This window comes from uncultured Sunxiuqinia sp., assembly GCF_963974515.1.
Taxonomy (GTDB): Bacteria; Bacteroidota; Bacteroidia; order Bacteroidales; family Prolixibacteraceae; genus Sunxiuqinia.
Genome location: NZ_CAXBDD010000006.1, coordinates 21,460 through 39,164, shown reverse-complemented (window position 1 = coordinate 39,164; position 17,705 = coordinate 21,460). Strand labels below are relative to the sequence as shown.

General features: G+C 45.9%; 17 protein-coding genes. 7 read left to right on the top strand and 10 right to left on the bottom strand.

What is annotated here, in order from left to right:
• From AAC033_RS03085 to AAC033_RS03075, 3 genes are all read left to right on the top strand, one after another.
• Entirely contained in the window at positions 1 to 951 is a 951-nt protein-coding gene (locus AAC033_RS03085; RefSeq protein WP_339735272.1) for a DUF5777 family beta-barrel protein, read from the top strand.
• A 105-nt stretch (positions 952 to 1,056) separates the two neighbouring features.
• Positions 1,057 to 1,650 carry a sigma-70 family RNA polymerase sigma factor gene (locus AAC033_RS03080; RefSeq protein WP_339735270.1) on the top strand — a complete coding sequence of 198 codons (594 nt, stop codon included), beginning with the start codon at positions 1,057 to 1,059 and terminating at the stop codon, positions 1,648 to 1,650.
• Between the two features lie 2 nt (positions 1,651 to 1,652).
• Positions 1,653 to 2,918, top strand: a complete 1,266-nt coding sequence (locus AAC033_RS03075; protein ID WP_339735268.1) for a hypothetical protein — start codon at positions 1,653 to 1,655, stop codon at positions 2,916 to 2,918.
• A 221-nt stretch (positions 2,919 to 3,139) separates the two neighbouring features.
• Here AAC033_RS03075 and metK read toward each other — a convergent pair whose 3' ends face one another.
• The 4 genes from metK to galE all read right to left on the bottom strand — a co-directional run bounded on the left by metK (position 3,140) and on the right by galE (position 7,462).
• Entirely contained in the window at positions 3,140 to 4,393 is a 1,254-nt protein-coding gene (gene metK, locus AAC033_RS03070) for a methionine adenosyltransferase (protein WP_339735266.1), read from the bottom strand.
• A 497-nt stretch (positions 4,394 to 4,890) separates the two neighbouring features.
• Positions 4,891 to 5,397 (bottom strand): hypothetical protein, encoded by a 507-nt coding sequence (locus AAC033_RS03065; protein ID WP_339735264.1) that lies wholly within the window; start codon positions 5,395 to 5,397, stop codon positions 4,891 to 4,893.
• A gap of 95 nt (positions 5,398 to 5,492) precedes the next feature.
• Positions 5,493 to 5,765 (bottom strand): DUF493 family protein, encoded by a 273-nt coding sequence (locus AAC033_RS03060; protein WP_339735262.1) that lies wholly within the window; start codon positions 5,763 to 5,765, stop codon positions 5,493 to 5,495.
• A 668-nt stretch (positions 5,766 to 6,433) separates the two neighbouring features.
• Entirely contained in the window at positions 6,434 to 7,462 is a 1,029-nt protein-coding gene (gene galE / locus AAC033_RS03055) for a UDP-glucose 4-epimerase GalE (protein ID WP_339735260.1), read from the bottom strand.
• Positions 7,463 to 7,630: 168 nt separating this feature from the next.
• Here galE and AAC033_RS03050 point away from each other — a divergent pair, with 168 nt between their 5' ends.
• Positions 7,631 to 8,542 (top strand): SPOR domain-containing protein, encoded by a 912-nt coding sequence (locus tag AAC033_RS03050; RefSeq protein WP_339735258.1) that lies wholly within the window; start codon positions 7,631 to 7,633, stop codon positions 8,540 to 8,542.
• A 69-nt stretch (positions 8,543 to 8,611) separates the two neighbouring features.
• Here AAC033_RS03050 and trpS read toward each other — a convergent pair whose 3' ends face one another.
• Positions 8,612 to 9,613 carry a tryptophan--tRNA ligase gene (gene trpS / locus AAC033_RS03045; protein WP_339735256.1) on the bottom strand — a complete coding sequence of 334 codons (1,002 nt, stop codon included), beginning with the start codon at positions 9,611 to 9,613 and terminating at the stop codon, positions 8,612 to 8,614.
• 331 nt (positions 9,614 to 9,944) lie between these two features.
• Here trpS and AAC033_RS03040 point away from each other — a divergent pair, with 331 nt between their 5' ends.
• From AAC033_RS03040 to AAC033_RS03030, 3 genes are all read left to right on the top strand, one after another.
• Positions 9,945 to 11,321: a TrpB-like pyridoxal phosphate-dependent enzyme gene (locus tag AAC033_RS03040; RefSeq protein ID WP_339735254.1), complete on the top strand. Its 1,377-nt coding sequence runs from the start codon at positions 9,945 to 9,947 to the stop codon at positions 11,319 to 11,321.
• Positions 11,322 to 11,584: 263 nt separating this feature from the next.
• On the top strand, positions 11,585 to 11,938 hold the full coding sequence (locus tag AAC033_RS03035; protein WP_339735252.1) for a carboxypeptidase-like regulatory domain-containing protein: 354 nt from the start codon (positions 11,585 to 11,587) through the stop codon (positions 11,936 to 11,938).
• A 180-nt stretch (positions 11,939 to 12,118) separates the two neighbouring features.
• Complete coding sequence (locus AAC033_RS03030) at positions 12,119 to 12,577, top strand: toxin-antitoxin system YwqK family antitoxin (RefSeq protein ID WP_339735250.1); 459 nt, start codon at positions 12,119 to 12,121, stop codon at positions 12,575 to 12,577.
• Positions 12,578 to 12,671: 94 nt separating this feature from the next.
• Here AAC033_RS03030 and AAC033_RS03025 read toward each other — a convergent pair whose 3' ends face one another.
• The 5 genes from AAC033_RS03025 to AAC033_RS03005 form a co-directional block, all read right to left on the bottom strand.
• The gene (locus AAC033_RS03025; RefSeq protein WP_339735248.1) at positions 12,672 to 13,136 is read right to left on the bottom strand and encodes a heme-binding domain-containing protein; all 465 of its coding nucleotides are present in this window, start codon (positions 13,134 to 13,136) and stop codon (positions 12,672 to 12,674) included.
• 10 nt (positions 13,137 to 13,146) lie between these two features.
• Positions 13,147 to 13,545, bottom strand: a complete 399-nt coding sequence (locus AAC033_RS03020; protein WP_339735246.1) for a heme-binding domain-containing protein — start codon at positions 13,543 to 13,545, stop codon at positions 13,147 to 13,149.
• A gap of 173 nt (positions 13,546 to 13,718) precedes the next feature.
• Positions 13,719 to 15,824, bottom strand: a complete 2,106-nt coding sequence (locus AAC033_RS03015; protein ID WP_339735244.1) for a M3 family metallopeptidase — start codon at positions 15,822 to 15,824, stop codon at positions 13,719 to 13,721.
• Positions 15,825 to 15,912: 88 nt separating this feature from the next.
• Positions 15,913 to 16,506, bottom strand: coding sequence for a flavin reductase family protein (locus tag AAC033_RS03010; protein WP_339735242.1), 594 nt, complete (start codon positions 16,504 to 16,506; stop codon positions 15,913 to 15,915).
• Positions 16,507 to 16,802: 296 nt separating this feature from the next.
• Complete coding sequence (locus tag AAC033_RS03005) at positions 16,803 to 17,606, bottom strand: class I SAM-dependent methyltransferase (protein ID WP_339735240.1); 804 nt, start codon at positions 17,604 to 17,606, stop codon at positions 16,803 to 16,805.
• Positions 17,607 to 17,705 lie beyond the last annotated feature (99 nt).

The window sequence follows — 17,705 nt, the reverse complement described above, 5'->3', positions numbered from 1 at the left end:
ATGAAACCCATTTTATTACTGCTGTTAACTTACATCTGTCCTATGCCGCTTTGGGCACAGGAAGATTTGAGCAAGTTATTTGCCGATTCGGAAGCCAAAAAGGCACCTCTTCCAGTCATCGCTACCTTTAAGTCGCCTTGGATCATCAATGGCCAATCCAACGAAACCATTTATAAAAACGACTTGCTGTTTGTGGTAAAGCACCGGTTTGGCGATCTTGCAGGAGGCAATGGCGGTCTCAAAACTTTTTTTGGACTAGACAATTCGACCGATATCCTGATTGGCTTTGATTACGGCCTGTCCAACAGATGGAGCATCGGCCTGGGTCGTGCAAAAGGAGCGCCCAACGGCATCAGCACCCACCAGCGACAACTATTCTATTTGAATACAAAATACCGCCTGATGCGCCAAACAGTTGATGATCGCGTGCCGGTCTCCGTTAGTCTGTTTGGAAATGCAGTCGTTTCAACCATGGAAGAGCTTGAGCTCGCCACATCGGATGCCAGTTTTCAGACGTTCGGCGACCGCATGAGCTATGTGGCGCAGGTGATCATTGCCCGCAAATTCAGTGACAAACTGTCGCTGGCCTTGTCACCAACCTATGTCCGCCGAAATTATGTATCCTTTCAGGAGATGAATAACCTGTTAGCCTTGGGTATTGGAAGCCGGGTGAAGTTCAGTCGCCGGATAGCCTTGGTCGTCGATTACGTCATCAGTTTCCGAAGCCAGGAAAGCCAGGATTATTTCCTCAATCAACATGAATTCGAATTCCACAACCCCTTAGGAGTTGGCCTTGAAATTGAAACCGGCGGACATGTGTTTAACCTCAGCTTTACCAACTCCACAGCCATTCTCGAAAACCAGTTTATTCCGGGAACCACTAGTTCCTGGGCTGATGGTGAATTTCGCTGGGGTTTTAGCATCACCCGAACTTTCACTCTAAAAGATTGACGATGGAATAAACCAATTACCCAAACAGTTGTTAATCATCTAACATGCTGGCTGTAAGCAAAATAAAATCAACAGCGGCAGCAACATGACTAAGCAGTTCCTTACATGGAAGAAAAAGAACTACAGCAACTGATTGATGGTTGTAAAAAGCAAGACAGACAAAGCCAGGAAATCTTGTACAAACGGCTTTATGGCTATGCCATGAAAATTTGCTTACGCTATGCCAACAGTCAGTCGGAGGCTTCGGAAATCTTGAACGAAGGCTTTTTCAAAGCATTTACAAACATTGAAAAATACGATCCTCAATGGCCTTTTAAATCTTGGCTGTCTAAAATTATATACCATGCATCCATTGACTATTACCGGGCAAATTTGAAATGGTCGCACATGGAGGATCTCGGAAAATCAAATGATCCCTCGCATGAAGCGAACATCGAACACCAACTTGGATACAACGAATTGTTGGCTGTTATTCAGCGCCTTCCGCCCACCTACCGGATCGTTTTCAACCTTTACGCCATTGATGGATACTCGCACGAAGAAATTGGGCAAATGATTGGCATCAGCGCAAGCACATCGCGTTCGAACTTGCACAAAGCCCGCCAAAAATTGCAGCAAATGTTAATGGTAGCGCATTCAATCGTTGTCTTGTTTATTTTGAAAAGCAAGAACTTTTTTCAAAAACCGGAAGAAAATTGACTATGAAAAGCAGGGAGGGAGAGCATATTGACGAATTGTTTCGAAAAGGACTGAATCAAGGAAAGGATCCGGTTGATTTTCGCGAACAGGATTGGACTGCACTGGCACAACGACTCAATCGCTATACCCGGAGAAAGTATGCAACCGTTTGGTTGAAACCCTTAACCGGAGTTGCCGCCATTTTGCTGCTGGCATTTGGAATTTGGGCGTTGTGGCCTGTAACACAGGAACCATCCAATCGCCAAGTAGCAACCGAACAACAAGCATCTCAAACACCAGAAAAACAAAACGAAAGTCTGCCTGCACCAGAAGAACAAGAAACGGATTCCACTGCCGAACCAAGCGATTCTCCGGAATTGGCAGCTCACCAACCCATTGTTGAACAGCTTGCTGAAAAAACACGTCGTGAAGAATCGGGAGTATCGGGCGAACAGGTGTCAACCCCGGAACCGGACAGCCTTCAAAGGAAGGCTTCCGACTTAAAAGAAATAGCACAGAAAGAGAATATTGCGGAAAACCAAGTTGCTACACGAACCGATTCCATAAACCCGGCTGACAAGGAATTAGCATCAGATCAAAAGCCGGACGATCAACCATCCAGTCAGGGAGCAGAAGAATCAACGGTTATCCGGAATCCCGTAGTTGCAGAACCTGACCATGCCATTGTTTCAGAGCCGAAGAATCGGCCGGTGGCTTTAAGTCTTCTGGTTGCACCCGCATATAATGGGGTGGATAACCTGAACAATGGCAAAACGGGCACTGATGTTGGCCTGTTGTTGACTTTGGGCCTGAGCAGGCGGTGGAGCTTCAGCACCGGAGCGCTATACGCCAAAAAGCTTTACGAAACCGGTTTTAGCAGCAATTATTCAAACGGAAACAATGGCTATGGCGATCCTGATATTCAGGCAGTAGATGCTGACTGCCGCGTATTGGATATTCCTCTAAATATCAACTATGCCATTATCGACAAAGGGAAAACGACCATCAGCCTGGGAACCGGAATTTCGTCGTACATCATGTTGAGGGAAGATTACCGTTTTGTTTCCGACGACCCATACGGGGAAGTTCCAGCGGACATTCACCTGGTCAACGAAAATCAGCACTGGCTGAGTGTTCTAAACCTGCATGCAAGCTACCAGCAACGACTGACTTCAAAAATGAGCCTCAGTCTGCAACCTTATCTAAAAATTCCAGTCAAGGATATCGGTTACGCCAAGGTGAAGCTGCAATCGCTGGGGATGGCCTTAAGCGCCAGTTGGACCTTGTGAAAAAATGGGAAAATATCCGTAAGATTTCCTCATGTCATTAAAAGTCATTCAATTATCATTAGGTTGTCATTTTGTTGTTTTGAAACGATCTATGACAATAGAATGACCATGAATGTCAATAATTGACCGCTATGGCAGAATGAAATAGCTTTACGGACAATCATAAAATTGAAAAACCCGGGCTGCACAGCCCGGGTTTTTCAATTTTATCATCTTTTGGCTTAAATGCCGAAGCTTGCTTTTATCTGATCAACAAAGTCCAGTTTTTCCCAAGTAAACAGCTCAACTTCTACTTCCAGATCACCAAAATAAGGTGAGCTAAACACTTTGGTCATCAACTGCGGTGTACGCCCCATATGCCCATAGGCCGCTGTTTCGCGGTAAATCGGCTTGCGCAGTTTCAACCGTTCTTCAATGGCTGCCGGACGCAGATCAAACAGTTCCTTCACTTTCCTTGCAATCTGCCCATCGTCGAGCTTCACATTGGCAGTGCCGTATGTATTCACAAAAATCCCAACCGGCTGGGCAACACCAATGGCATAGGCCAGCTGTACCAGAATCTCATCGGCAACTCCTGCCGCCACAAGGTTCTTGGCAATGTGGCGGGCAGCATAGGCAGCCGAGCGATCCACTTTCGAGGGGTCTTTCCCCGAGAACGCACCGCCACCGTGAGCTCCTTTGCCACCATAGGTATCCACAATAATTTTACGCCCGGTCAACCCGGTATCTCCATGTGGCCCGCCGATCACAAACTTCCCGGTCGGGTTTACATGGTACGTGATATCGTCGCCAAACAGGGCTTTCACACGATCCGGCAATTGCGCGATTACTCGTGGCATGAGGATGTTAATGACATCTTCCTTAATTTTTGCCAGCATCGGCTCGTCGGCATCAAACTCATCGTGCTGGGTCGACACCACAATCGTATCCACCCGTTTCGGCGAATTGTCGTCGTTGTATTCAATGGTCACCTGCGATTTCGAATCCGGCCGCAGATAAGTCATTTCCTTTCCTTGGCGACGAACAGCAGCCAGCTCAATCAAGATCAGATGCGACAATTCGAGCGGCAGTGGCATGTAGTTGTCAGTTTCCTTGCAGGCATAACCAAACATCATTCCCTGGTCTCCGGCACCCTGATCCATTCTATCCGCCTTGTCAACCCCGCGGTTAATATCGGGACTTTGCTCATGAATAGCGGTCAGCACCCCGCACGAATCCCCATCAAAACGGTACTCGGCTTTGGTATAACCAATTTCGTTAATCACTTTACGGGTAGCTTCCAACACATCCACATAGGTTTGCGATTTCACTTCGCCAGCCAACACCACTTGCCCGGTTGTAACCAGGGTTTCAATCGCTACTTTCGAATTGGGGTCAAAGGCTAAAAACTCATCCACCAACGCATCTGAAATCTGATCGGAAACTTTATCCGGGTGTCCTTCGGATACCGATTCACTTGTAAATAAATAACTCATATCTAAGTTTATTAAATTAACAATGAACTACCTGAAGCAATTGAATTGCAGCAGCTTAAAATCAGTTGTAAAAAGGAGATTGAAGGGAACTAAAAAGGTAAAGCCGATTGCTTTAGCATTTTTTTTATGTGGTTGCAATCAATCTCAAATCTTTCCACAAATACGAAGGCAAATGTACAATCTTTTTTTCGGATACAAAACAGTATTCAGTCCCAGTCCAGTATCCAGTTTCGTCCGACCACTGGCGATGCATGGCATTTGAATGACAACTAATGACCTTGAAAGTCAACTGTTCAGTCGCCTTTAAGCAAAAATCTGCAAGCTTCATGTAGTATTGTGGAACTGAGATTCAAAAAAATATGGGCCTAATTACGATTCAATTAACGTTGTGTTCTTCGTGCTTGGAGGGATAGAAAAGCTCATTCCCGCAAAGACGCAAAGCGTAAGAAATTTCCTTGGAAGGGAAAACAACAATAGCCCTTCTGCCTTTATTGAAGTCAATGGTCCATGAAAACCTCTGAATCAAAGTTGTCAATCTCCGCATTATAATAAATTTTTCCAACTGGATTGGGTTGATCAATGGCGGCATTGGTTTGGACTTGATCTAAACCCACTTCAATCTGAAAAGGAGGAAACCCATTATTGGTGTTATCCGGAATATCGGTATTGACCGAAATTCGTTTTGTAGAGAAACCAGGCTTCGAAAACACAACCGTGTATTCTTTATTAAATTGCAAATTCGCCTGGAATCGCTGATTATTAGTTACTTTTGTTTCTTCAACTAAAACAGATCCCTCATAAATCTCCAAAACCGAATTGGTCAGCGTATCACCACCTGCGTGAATTCTTCCGACAAGTGTAAAATTCGCTTTTAGTGTTGCCGGGACCTCCGATGTACTTTGAATATCTTTCTCTTTTTCCCCTTTGTCGGGTGCTGAACAATGAATAAGGCAAACAAAGCCAGGCAAAATAAGAAGAAAGGTAATTAGTCTCGGTTTTTTCATGTGCGTAAAGATCAGATATGGTTTATTAAACGACTTGCAACTTAGCTAATTTAATGGTAAATACCAAAGCCTTCCGACCGAGTCTAAACGGTGATTTACAAGATGATAACCCCGTCAATGGCATCCGCCTTTTCGGTCACCTCAATGATTTGATCAGCATTTTCCATGGTGGCAACGCAAGTAATGGCTACATGGTTGAGGTTGGCAGTATGTTTAAACGAAGTCTCGCCATGATCGGGCAAGATGGCTTTGATTTGATCCACTTTACCCTCCTTATTTGGGGTAATAAACTTAAACATGTATTCCAACGGCCAGCTCTCGGTTTCCATCAGCCGGTAGCGCAAAGTCTTGAATTTATCCGTCTCCATCGTGTAAAACTCCTTTCTAGCCCTACTAACGCTTGACGGCTGGATTTGTTTGTAAACAAGACCAGGCAAACCTCCCCTCTATGTTAGCCTAAGAGGAAAACGAATGAGCAACTAACAGCTGGGAGCGAAAACTTTTTCATGGTACCCTCCGGGCTTGAAACACGCAGTTAGTATTTTCATGTGAGGCTGAAGAAATACATGCCGGACCTTTGGCACCTACAAAAAAAGCACCTGGTTGACACGTATGAAAACATATAAATCGAAGGTTGACGCTGGAATTCTATTGTTCCAAACTTTGGAAAATGGAAGAACAAAGGGCGAGCTGTTTTGATTTTGCAACTCACCTTGCTGAAGCGTTTGAAAGTTCATGAATCCCTGTTTTACGGGATCTGACGAAACCCCATCTCCCAATCTCTTCCTGGCGGAAGAGGATCTGCCCCGGAGCAGCAAAGCGCTTGGTCCATGTTCTGCTGCCAGTCACTTGCGGGTTCCCCATCACCCGTTTTAGGGGATCTAGAAGGCAAAAAGTATGAGGAATTATTTCCTCTCTCGGTTACAGCACCGCCTTAACCTCACACGTACCTTGCCTTCAAACAAAAAGGCCCTGCCCAACGGACAAAGCCTTCGTTTAAAATTTTCACCAGCCACCAGCTAACGGCGACTGCTTACTATTCAATCCCGCGTACCCGCTTTTCCCAGTTCCAAGCCGAGAGCAAGGTTTCTTCGAGGCCCACTCCGGCTTTCCAGCCCAGCTCTTCGTTGGCGTAGGTGGTGTCGGCCCAAATCTTTTCAATGTCGCCGGCACGCCGGGGAACAATTTTGTAGTTGAGCTTTACACCAGTGGCTTTTTCAAAGCCTTTTACAATTTCGAGCACCGAATAACCATTGCCGGTTCCCAGGTTAAAGACTTCGTAACCCGCTTTGTTTTTGTTTTCAAGCAAACGACGGATGGCAACAACGTGAGCTTTGGCCAAATCCACGACATTGATGTAGTCGCGAATGGCCGAACCATCGGGTGTGTCGTAGTCGTCGCCAAACACGCTTAGTCCTTCACGCAATCCAGCGGCTGTTTGGGTAATAAAAGGCACCAGGTTTTGTGGAACACCAAGTGGCAGCTCACCAATCAAGGCCGAGCGGTGTGCGCCAATCGGGTTGAAATAACGCAGGGCAATTCCTTTTAACTCCGGATAAGCCTTGATACTGTCGTTCAGAATATCTTCATTTACCCGCTTGGTGTTTCCATAGGGCGATTCCGCATCCTTGCGCGGTGTGCTTTCCGTTACCGGCAACTTGTCGGGCTGCCCGTAAACGGTGCACGACGAAGAGAACACAATGTTGGCGATCTTGTACTTACGCTGGCATTCGAGAATGTTCATCAGCGATACCAGGTTGTTGCGGTAGTAATGCAGAGGAATTTGTACCGATTCGCCCACCGCTTTGGAAGCCGCAAAGTGGATAATAGCTGCGATGTTCTGGTTACGGCTGAAAAAATCATCTGTTTTTGCCGCGTCGGCCAAATCGAACTGTTCAAAGGCGGGGCGTTTCCCCGAAATTGTTTCGATATTGTCCAGCACGTCCTTGCTTGAGTTGGAAAGATCGTCCACAACGACCACTTCGTAGCCCGCTTCCTGCAGTTCAACAACGGTGTGCGAGCCAATATAACCAGTTCCACCGGTTACCAATATTTTCTGAGTCATAGTAATTGATTGAGTATTTTCTCCAAAACTACGAATTTATATGCAGTGCGTAATTCAAAAACGGTGTGCATGTTACACCGCAGCATTGAAAACTCGCTTAAAATGTTGAAAACTTAGGGTTGCCAGCGCGTTAATTTTTCTTTACTTTTGGACGTAAATAATAATTCCGTGGAAATTTTAAGCTACATCAAAGAACTCTTGCTACTGAATGATTGTGTAATCATTCCCGGCTTCGGTGGTTTTGTGAGTAACTACAAACCGGCTTCGGTCCGGTCGGGACAATTTAATCCGCCAAGCAAGGAAATTAGTTTCAACGAAAAACTGACATTCAACGATGGATTGCTCATCAACCACCTGGTTGAAAAAGAAGGCGACAATTACCTGGCGGTCAGTAAAAAAGTGGAGCTTTTAGTGCAGGAACTCAACTACCGTTTAACCGATGGTGAAACCATTTCGATTGACGGCATTGGGAGTTTGGCTTACGATGACAACGAAAATTTGAGGTTTAGCCCGGCAATGCGCGAAAACCTGAACCTCGATTCGTATGGGCTGACGGCCTTCAACTATGAGACCTTGTATGCCAAGAAACTGGTTCGCACTAGAATTACACCGGAAGAGCGAGATGCGGTGCAGGTTTTCTTTCAGAAACGGACTCTAAAAAAAGTGTTGGTGGCCATTCCGCTTTTGTTTGCACTGGCATTGGTTCCCATAAAAAATAACACCACCAACCTACAAAAGTCGAACCTCAGCAGTTTGACTGAAATGATGTCGATGAGGGAAACAGTTCAGAAAATTGACCCTATTGATGCGGTTGTTGAGGAGTCGGTGCCCGTAGAAGAGCCAGTTCAGAATCATCCGTATTTTATTATCGGTGGAAGTTTTCGTAGCGAAGCAAATGCAGCTAAATTTGTGACTCAAAAGCAAGCTGAAGGTTTCAACGCGCAAAACATTGGTATCATTAAAGGCTTGCACTACATTGCATTAGACAGTTTCGCCAATTTCCAGGAAGCGAAGTCGGCTCAGGAAAAGATAAAAACGGAAACACCTGGGTCAGGCGTGTGGGTTTACGTCAAAAGGTAAAAATATTTCCCGTTGATTTAATGGTTTGAATGTGTTGCCCTGGCCTTGGTTTAGAGCTTTCTTTTCCGCCTAATAAAATTTGCGGAAGCCAACCACTTTTTTCACTTCATTCAATGTTGCTGCGGCTGATTCGCGTGCTTTCTCAGCGCCCATTTGGGCCACCTTGGCCAAATAAGCTTCGTCTTCCAAAATAGTAACAATGCGCTCGCGAATGGGTGTGGTGAACTTCACAATGTCTTCGGCCAGTTGCTTTTTCATATCGCCATAGCGAATTTCGCATTTATTGTAGGCTTCATCAAACTGAGCAACCACCTCGGCTTGCGATACAATTTTCATCAACGTAAACAGGTTTTGAATGGCTTCGGGTTTCTCCGAATTCATTTCCAATGGGCCAGAGTCGGTTACAGCGCGCATCACTTTCTTACGGATTTCCTTTTCGGTATCGTACAGGTTTATGGCATTGCCTTCCGATTTGCCCATTTTACCACTGCCGTCCAGCCCCGGAACTTTAACCAGATCCGCTCCTTCAAATGTAAATGGCTTTGGAATGGGGAAGATTTTCGATTTGTACATGCGGTTGAAACGCTTGGCAAACTTGCGCGCCATCTCCAGGTTTTGCTCCTGATCTTTGCCAACCGGCACATAGTGCGCTTTGTGGATGATGATATCCGAAGCCATCAACACCGGATAAGTCAACAGGCCGGCATTCACGTTCTCAGGCTGTTGGCGCGCTTTGTCTTTAAATGAAGTGGTGCGCTCCAGTTCGCCCAGATAGGCATTCATGTTCAAAATGGTGTACAGCTCGGTCACTTCGGGAACATCGCTTTGAATAAAGATCGTTGATTTCTCAGGATCGATACCACACGCCAGGTACTCGGCCAGCACTTGTTTCACCCCAGCTTGCAGGTTCTCGGGAGTAGGGTGCGTGGTCAACGAGTGAATGTCGGCAATGAAAAAATAGCAGTTATAATCTTCCTGCATACGCAGAAAATTCTGTACAGCTCCAAAGTAATTGCCTAAGTGTAAATATCCTGTTGGCCTGATGCCACTAACAACGGTTGCTTTATTCATTTGAGTCAGTATTCGGTGAAAATGAGCTGCAAAAATAGCTTGAATCCTTGAAAGACAAAAATTTATTTTCACAGGGAAGGCACTGCTGAAAATGAGGTTCTAAAACATAATTGGCTTGCAAACTTTAATTTATTCGCTAGTTTTACGGGAAATTAATGAATTGATGTATCAAATGCCTTTATACGGAACTGAGTGGCACTGGCGTAACGTGAAAATGGAAACGCTGGAGCAGACTATTGTTTTACGATCATAAAGGCCGTGAAGTGGGGTTTGTTGCAAATGCAGCAGACCCCATTTTTATTTTAAAATAGGAATTAAAAACCAATAAATTATGGCCAGACAAAAAAACATCTACCTGGACGAAGCGGACATGCCCAAACAGTGGTATAACTTAGCTCCCGATCTTCCAACACCTTTAAATCCGCCACTGGGGCCCGACGGTAAGCCGGTTACTCCTGAAATGTTGGCTCCCGTTTTTCCAATGAACCTGATTGAGCAGGAGGTCAGCCAGGAGCGCTGGATTGATATTCCGGAAGAAATTCGTGAACACCTGTTTCGCTGGCGTCCAAGTCCGCTGGTTCGTGCTTACGAATTGGAGGCGGCCTTAGGAACTCCGGCAAAAATCTATTACAAAAATGAAGGGGTTTCTCCTGCCGGAAGCCACAAACCCAACACTGCCATTCCTCAGGCTTGGTACAACAAGCAATTTGGAATTAAAAAGCTAACGACGGAAACCGGCGCAGGACAATGGGGATCGGCCTTGTCGTTTGCCTGCTCCGTGATTGGCGGCATTGAATGCAAAGTATTTATGGTGCGCGTGAGCTTTGAACAAAAGCCTTTCCGCAAAATGCTGATGAACACCTGGGGCGGAACCTGCATCGCCAGTCCGAGCATGGAAACCCAAGCCGGCCGCGACATCCTGGCGCAATATCCGGATACTCCCGGATCGTTGGGGATTGCCATTTCTGAAGCCGTTGAAGCTGCAGTGGCTGATCCAACAGGCAAAACACGCTATACACTGGGGTCGGTGCTAAACCACGTGATGCTGCACCAATCGATTATTGGCCTGGAAGCGAAAAAACAGCTGGCCAAAGTGGGAATTGATAAGCCCGACATCGTGATTGGTTGCTGTGGCGGCGGAAGTAACTTCGCCGGCATCTCCTTTCCGTTTATGTACGACAAAATTCATGGGGCCGACATTCAAATTATCGGAGCCGAGCCTTTCTCATGTCCAACACTCACTAAAGCTCCATTTATTTACGATAATGGAGACGTGGCGCAGATGACGCCGCTGTTAGCCATGCACAGTCTGGGACACAACTTTGTTCCGGCGCCTATTCATGCTGGTGGCTTGCGTTATCATGGCATGGCTCCACTGGTCAGTGCTGCCCTGCGCGATGGACTGATGGAAGCACAGGCCATTCACCAAAGTGAGTGTTTCGAAGCCGGCCTGCTGTTTTCAAAAACCGAAGGCATCATTCCCGCTCCGGAAACGACCCATGCCATTGCGGCTGTGATTCGTGAGGCGAAAAAGGCGAAGGAAGAAGGCAAGGAAAAAACCATTCTTTTCAACTTCAGCGGGCATGGACTGATGGACCTGGTGGGTTACGACAAATACCTGAATGGAGAGCTCCACGACTACGAATACCCGGAGTCGGAAATTGCACTAAACCTGGAGAAACTTCAGGGCTACCCGCTTCCGAAATAAAAGATTACTGATTTTCAAGATCATCAATTGAAGTCCTGTCTAATTTGGCAGGACTTTTTTTTGAGTCAAAGCGAGCACTAAATCCCGTGTTCCAAATTCCGCAGGTCAAACCACCAGGGATGAATGACTATTCGTCCAATGACGAATACAACCCTCCAATATCCAACGACCAACATATTTCTTTTAATCAAACTTTAATCAGACTGTAATTCGGCTTTAATCGGATCGAAGTAGTTTTGAATCGAACAAAAACTTCAAAAAAGATGAAAGCATTAATCGTTACTGTTTTATTCGCCGGAATACTTTCTTTTTCATTTGCATCTGAAAAAGAGAATAAGCAAGCCGACAAAGCCGAAACCAAATCATTCACCACGCTGAGTGGTCAGGTGGTGGATAAGCAAACCAACGAGGCGTTGGTGGGTGTCAAGATCGTTTTGGAAGGAACGAATCAGGTTGCCTACACCGATTTTGACGGAAAATACCAATTTGAAAACATTGAAACCGGAGCATATAATTTGACAGCTTCCTATATTTCCTACGAGCAAACTTCGGTTGAAAATGTCGGGGTAAGTCTCAAAAAGAGCCAGGTTGATTTTAGTTTAAGAACAGCAAATTAAAATCTTCGGGCTTATTCTATACTTAAGATTGATACCGCTTCTGAGAGCAGGAGCGGTTTTTTCTTGTTACTGTTTCAGAAATAGAATAAAAACCCATGAAATAATTAGAACCGGGCGCTCCAAAACAGGCAATGGTCTGTAGTTAAAAAGAAGCGATCGGCAAAGAAATAATTCAATTGCATGAAGAAATTAAGTTTATTGATTGGTTTGATTTTGCTTGGCGTGTTGGGCTCGCAAGCACAGAGCATTAAAGAAGTTGATGGCGTTTACTATCGCGGTTCGACTCCTTATACCGGTTTTTACACCAGCGTTTATTCCAACGGAAACACCCGACTGGAAATGAACCTCATTGACGGCGAGAAAGACGGAGAAGTGCTGATTTATTTTGAAAATGGCGAACTGAATGAAATCCGGAGTTACAAGAGGAATATCATGCACGGGAGCTGGATCACCTATAATGAGCACAAACAAAAGATCGGTTTGGCCAACTACCAAGATGGTAGAAAGCATGGCGAATGGAAAATCTGGGATGACCAAGGTAATTTGCTGTACGACATGTATTATCGCAATGGAGAGAAAACCGGGGTGTGGAAACAGTTCGATTCAAACGGAAAACTAATTAGCGAACGGGAGTTTTAAAATCGCTGAACAAGTCATAAAAGAGAAGGAGTTTCATCGCGAAGCTCCTTCTCTTTTTTTCAGAATATGGAATTGGTATCGAGACGCTTTTTCTTCATTCCCCGGTTAAAATTCTCTCGCTAAACGATTCCGTCCAAGCGACCAAGCTTGCTTTTTGTTCTTCGGACAGCTTGGCTTTGCGGTGCATCAATACATACGATTTGATCGGCATTTTGCCATTCTTCACTTCTGTAGCCATGTCATCGAGCGCTGATATTTTGTCAATCGGATCCCAAGTTCCCCAGTCTGACAAATTGAGCTCACTTTTGCCTTCGGTAATGTGCCCGTTAATAAACCACGAAACCGGTGCCACCTGGTGATACCACAGGTAGTTGGTCTGGTTTGAATGACAGTCGAGACAAGCATTGGCAAGCAAACTCGAAATTTCTTCCGGAAGCGGTTCGCTTTTTAGAATGTGATTGGAGTCGATTTCACCGCTGTTTTTTTCGGGCTGAAAAAACTGGATCACAACAAGCGCCAGAACAAACAGAACAATGAGTATTTGGAAAATTCGTCGCATAAGGCAGCTTTTATTTGTTTCGATGCATCAAAGCCATGCTTTCTTTTTTTACCCAGTCGATTAAGATCTGCTTTTGTTCGTCTGTAAGTTCTTTTTCGGGACGTTTTTCCAGGAATTTTTCCGGAGGCATTTCGTTTTCCTCAATCACTTCGCCAATATCTTTCAATATTCCCAATTTTTTGATGTCAGAAAGCTGGTGCATGGTTTTAAAATCAAGTTCCTTCTTGGCATCATCATTCCGCGAATCGGTATTGTGGCATCCAAAACAAGAGTTGTCCACAACCGCTTTGACCTTCTCCGGCATTTTCATGGGGATTTCTTTTGAATCCGGCCTTTCATCAGCCAGCAACATAGAAGAGGACATTAATATTGCCAGAAGCAGGATGGTAAGTAGATTTAATTTTTTCATAATCGTTTTGATTTAAATAGCATTTGTGTACTTCAACATTTAGTGATTTTAAACAAAACGTTCAAAGGGTTTTAAATGTTGAATAGGGAGGATAAATAGTTGTCAGGCAACAAAAAGTAGACAAAAAAAGCCTGAGCGAACTGCCCAGGCCTAAATCTATCATTCATTTCGACTCAGTCTTTCAGCCCGCTACGTTCGAGTAAGGCATCAACCGTTGGTTCTTGTCCGCGGAAGCGGATGTACAATTCCATTGGAGGCTCACTTCCGCCTTTCTCAAGAATATTGGTGCGGAAAGCGTCGGCGGTTTTCCGGTCGAAAATACCATTGGTTTTGAAAACCGAAAAGGCATCGGCATCGAGCACTTCGGCCCACTTGTAGCTATAATAGCCGGCAGCATAGCCGCCAGCAAAGATGTGTGCAAAAGAGGTGCTGGTCAGGCTGCCATCTACCCGAGGAAAAAGCTCGGTTGGCGCCATGGCGTTGTTTTCAACTTCGGCAACGGGTGCCGTCAAAGGCTCGGTAATGGTATGGTAAGCCATGTCAAGCATCCCCAAGCTCAGTTGGCGTTCCGAAGCGTAACCCGACTGAAAGTTTTTGGCGGCAATAATCTTTTCAACCAAGTCTTCCGGAAGCTTTTCGCCGGTTTCGTAATGCACGGCAAAGCCATCGAGCCACTCTTTTTCGTACGCCCAGTTTTCATGAATCTGAGAAGGTAATTCCACAAAGTCCCAGAATACGTTGGTTCCACCGGTACTTTCGTATTGGCATTTGCTAAGCATACCATGCAGACCGTGCCCAAACTCGTGAAGGAAGGTGGTCACTTCGTCAAAAGTAAGCAGCGAGGGTTTGGTGTTGGTGGGTTTGGTAAAGTTGGTAACAATACTCACGTGTGGACGAATATCGGTCAAGGCCTCCATCCATTGTCCACGGAAGTCGGTCATCCAGGCACCCGAGCGTTTGCCGTCGCGTGGAAAGAAGTCCATATACAGTACCGAAACAAATTTTCCGTCCCCATCAAAAACCTCATAGGCTTTTACATCGGGATGATAAACCGGAATGTCTTTATTCTCTTTCAGTTCCAGGTCATACAAGGTTTTAGCCAAATTGAAAACACCGTCAATAACATTTTCGAGTTTGAAGTAGGGCTTTACCTCTTCCTCGTTAAACCCATAGCGGGCACTTTTCAGTTTTTCTGAATAATATGACCAATCCCAACGTTGCAGCTCGTCTTTAAATCCCTCGGCTTTGGCAAATTCCACCACTTCGGCAAAATCCTTTTCAGCAGCCGGGCGCGAAGCCTGGTGCAAGTCTTCCAAAAATTCGAGGACACGTTCGGGGGTTTCGGCCATGCGCCGTTGCAGGGTGTAATCGGCATGCGATTCGTATCCCAGTAGTTTGGCTTTCTCCAACTTTAGCGCCACCACTTTGGTAATGATTTCCTTGTTGTCGTATTCATTGCCCTGATTGCCTTTGGTTGAAAAAGCCCGGAACATCTTCTCGCGCAGCTCCCGGTTGTCGGCATATTTCATAAAAGGAATGTAGCTGGGATATTGCAAGGTAAAGATCCAGCCTTCCTTGTTTTTTTGCTGAGCGGTCTGCGCTGCAGCTTCCTTGGCAAACTCAGGCAATCCGGCCAGATCTTCGTCCTTGGTCACATGTAGCTCGAACGCGTTGGTTTCGGCCAGCACGTTTTCCGAAAACGTCAGGCTCAACTTCGACAGCTCGCTTGTGATTTCACGATAGCGGGCTTTATCAGCCTCATTCAGATTGGCACCACTACGTACGAACCCGAGGTACGAATTTTCGAGCAGAGTGTGTTGCTCCGGAGTCAAGTCCAGGATATCCTTTTGCTCGTACACTGTTTTTACGCGGGAAAACAAATCGGGATTCAACGAAATGTCATTGCTGAACTCCGAAAGCATGGGCGCCACTTCCTGTGCAATTTTCTGAATTTCGTCGTTCGTTTCGGCCGAGTTCAGGTTGAAGAAGATTTTGCGGATGGTCGATAAGCGATCGCCCGACTTGGTCATGGCCGCAATCGTGTTTTCGAACGAAGGCGGTTGCGGATTGTCAATAATCGCCTGCACTTCGGCACGTGCTTCTTCAACCGCCGCTTTAAATGCCGGAAGAAAATGCTCATTTCGGATCTCTCCAAACGGTGCCGTTTGATGGATGTTTTGAAAGGTTTTGAGTAAGGGATTCTCGTTGTTTTCTGCTTGTGTTGTCATCATAGTAAATAAAACTAAAAGGGTGACCACCACCCTGTAATGTGTTTTCATGTTGTTGTTTTTAAGTTCTCAGTAAATAAAGTTGTGCAAGATCTGTCGTAAGTTGTAACAGAATATTACAGAAAACTTATCGAATAGTTCACGAGCGATTTTTTTTCTTTTTGCGATTTTTCTTTTCAACAGACCAGCCAAACTTGCCAATGGGCTTTCCAATCTTAAAATAGTGCCCGTGCATGTAACAGATCGGGTCGGCTTGTTTGAGGCTGAATGCACCGGTTTCGGGATCGATGTAGCGTTCGTCGGCCAGCACATTCACCACTTCGGAGATGAACATGTCGTGGGTACCCAGCGGTACAATTTCTTTCACCTTGCACTCAATGCTGATGGGCGCTTCGGCTACAATTGGCGCCTTTACAATGGTAGCCGATGCAGGAGACAGTCCCATTTCTTTCCATTTGTCGTATTTTTTGCCCGAGCGTACCCCACACCAATCGGTGGCGCGAGCCAGTTCTTCGGTCGTCAGGTTGATCACGTATTCACCCGTTCTTTTAATGATCTCGTAGGAATGGCGGCCGGGCCTTACCGAGATGTAGCACATGGGCGGATCGCTGCACAGGGTCCCCGTCCAGGCGATGGTGATCAGGTTATACTCGTCAGGTGTTTCGCCACAACTGACCAGCACCGCCGGCAGCGGATACACCATAGTTCCGGGTTTCCAGTTGACTTTTGCCATCAAATATTGTTTTTTGCGTTGCGGGTTCGGCGTGGCATCTTTTCAAGGCGACTACTCCATTCATTCGCAACAAGTTTTTGTCTCAGCAAAGGTACGAAAAGTCGGGTGGAACGTGTCCCTCTTCCGAAACGCCCGTTGGGCTTAACTTGAAACGATTTCAAAATTGATCGCGGTAATTCAGTTGACGGTTGATTTTCATTTCCAATTTCGTGGAAATAAAATGAAACAGTCGGTTTTCCTTCAACTTCGAATGAATAAAGCAGGCCCTTGTTTTACACGGCTAGCGCTGAGGCGCTTTACGGCTTTCGGGTTGCCACGATGGAATAGACCATCGGGATCTTGTTTTCGAGCTGCTTGATGCGGAACTTTTTTGGCGCAACTTCAATGCTATTGTTGAAACAGTTGTAAGGAGAATAATCAAATTCATCGAGCAAATTAATTTCGAGTTTGTTTCGGATCAGGCTGTTGACCACCTCGCTCAGGCTGTGGTTCCAGCACACGAACTCCTGGCTAATCCTGGCCTCCCGGTCGGCATAGGTGCCAGTTTCTGTTTCAACAATGGCGCCGTCCTTAAAATAGTTGTAGGCAATTTTTTCAAATTGGTTGTCAAACATCCAGACGACCGGATGAAATTCAACAAAAACAAAGCGCCCCGTTGGTTTCAAAAAGCTGGAAATGAGTTTCGCCCAGCGATCCAGGTCGGGCAGCCAGCCAATGGTTCCATAGCTGGTGAAAACCAAGTCGAATTGCCCGTCCAGGTGATTGAACAAATCGTAAATATCGCAGCAGATGAAGGAGGCGTCTACCTGGGTTTTTTCGGCCAGCAGCCGGGCTTGCTCAATGGCTTTGTCCGACAGGTCAACTCCGGTTACCTGTGCCCCCATGCGACCCAATGACAGGGTATCCTGCCCGAAATGACATTGCAGATGCAGGATGCTTTTCCCCCGAACATCGCCCAAAAGTTGCAGCTCAATGGGGTTGAGCGAGCTACTACCAGCCAGAAACCCCGGCAGATCGTAAAAGCTGGATTGCAGGTGACTGGCTATTTTGTTATTCCACGACTGTTTGTTGATTTCGATGTAGTTTTCTTCGGGCTTCATGCGGTTTGTTTTTGATGATTGTCGGTTTACTGCCTTCTGGGTCTGTCGGGACCGTCAATTATTGTCATTCATAGTCCATCCTGGTCATTAATCGTCTCC

Coding starts and splice junctions, on each gene's coding strand:
- AAC033_RS03085 (WP_339735272.1), top strand. CDS start 1: ATGAAACCCATTTTATTACTGCTGTTAACTTACATCTGTCCTATGCCG.
- AAC033_RS03080 (WP_339735270.1), top strand. CDS start 1,057: ATGGAAGAAAAAGAACTACAGCAACTGATTGATGGTTGTAAAAAGCAA.
- AAC033_RS03075 (WP_339735268.1), top strand. CDS start 1,653: ATGAAAAGCAGGGAGGGAGAGCATATTGACGAATTGTTTCGAAAAGGA.
- metK (WP_339735266.1), bottom strand. CDS start 4,393: ATGAGTTATTTATTTACAAGTGAATCGGTATCCGAAGGACACCCGGAT.
- AAC033_RS03065 (WP_339735264.1), bottom strand. CDS start 5,397: ATGAAAAAACCGAGACTAATTACCTTTCTTCTTATTTTGCCTGGCTTT.
- AAC033_RS03060 (WP_339735262.1), bottom strand. CDS start 5,765: ATGGAGACGGATAAATTCAAGACTTTGCGCTACCGGCTGATGGAAACC.
- galE (WP_339735260.1), bottom strand. CDS start 7,462: ATGACTCAGAAAATATTGGTAACCGGTGGAACTGGTTATATTGGCTCG.
- trpS (WP_339735256.1), bottom strand. CDS start 9,613: ATGAATAAAGCAACCGTTGTTAGTGGCATCAGGCCAACAGGATATTTA.
- AAC033_RS03040 (WP_339735254.1), top strand. CDS start 9,945: ATGGCCAGACAAAAAAACATCTACCTGGACGAAGCGGACATGCCCAAA.
- AAC033_RS03035 (WP_339735252.1), top strand. CDS start 11,585: ATGAAAGCATTAATCGTTACTGTTTTATTCGCCGGAATACTTTCTTTT.
- AAC033_RS03030 (WP_339735250.1), top strand. CDS start 12,119: ATGAAGAAATTAAGTTTATTGATTGGTTTGATTTTGCTTGGCGTGTTG.
- AAC033_RS03025 (WP_339735248.1), bottom strand. CDS start 13,136: ATGCGACGAATTTTCCAAATACTCATTGTTCTGTTTGTTCTGGCGCTT.
- AAC033_RS03020 (WP_339735246.1), bottom strand. CDS start 13,545: ATGAAAAAATTAAATCTACTTACCATCCTGCTTCTGGCAATATTAATG.
- AAC033_RS03015 (WP_339735244.1), bottom strand. CDS start 15,824: ATGAAAACACATTACAGGGTGGTGGTCACCCTTTTAGTTTTATTTACT.
- AAC033_RS03010 (WP_339735242.1), bottom strand. CDS start 16,506: ATGGCAAAAGTCAACTGGAAACCCGGAACTATGGTGTATCCGCTGCCG.
- AAC033_RS03005 (WP_339735240.1), bottom strand. CDS start 17,606: ATGAAGCCCGAAGAAAACTACATCGAAATCAACAAACAGTCGTGGAAT.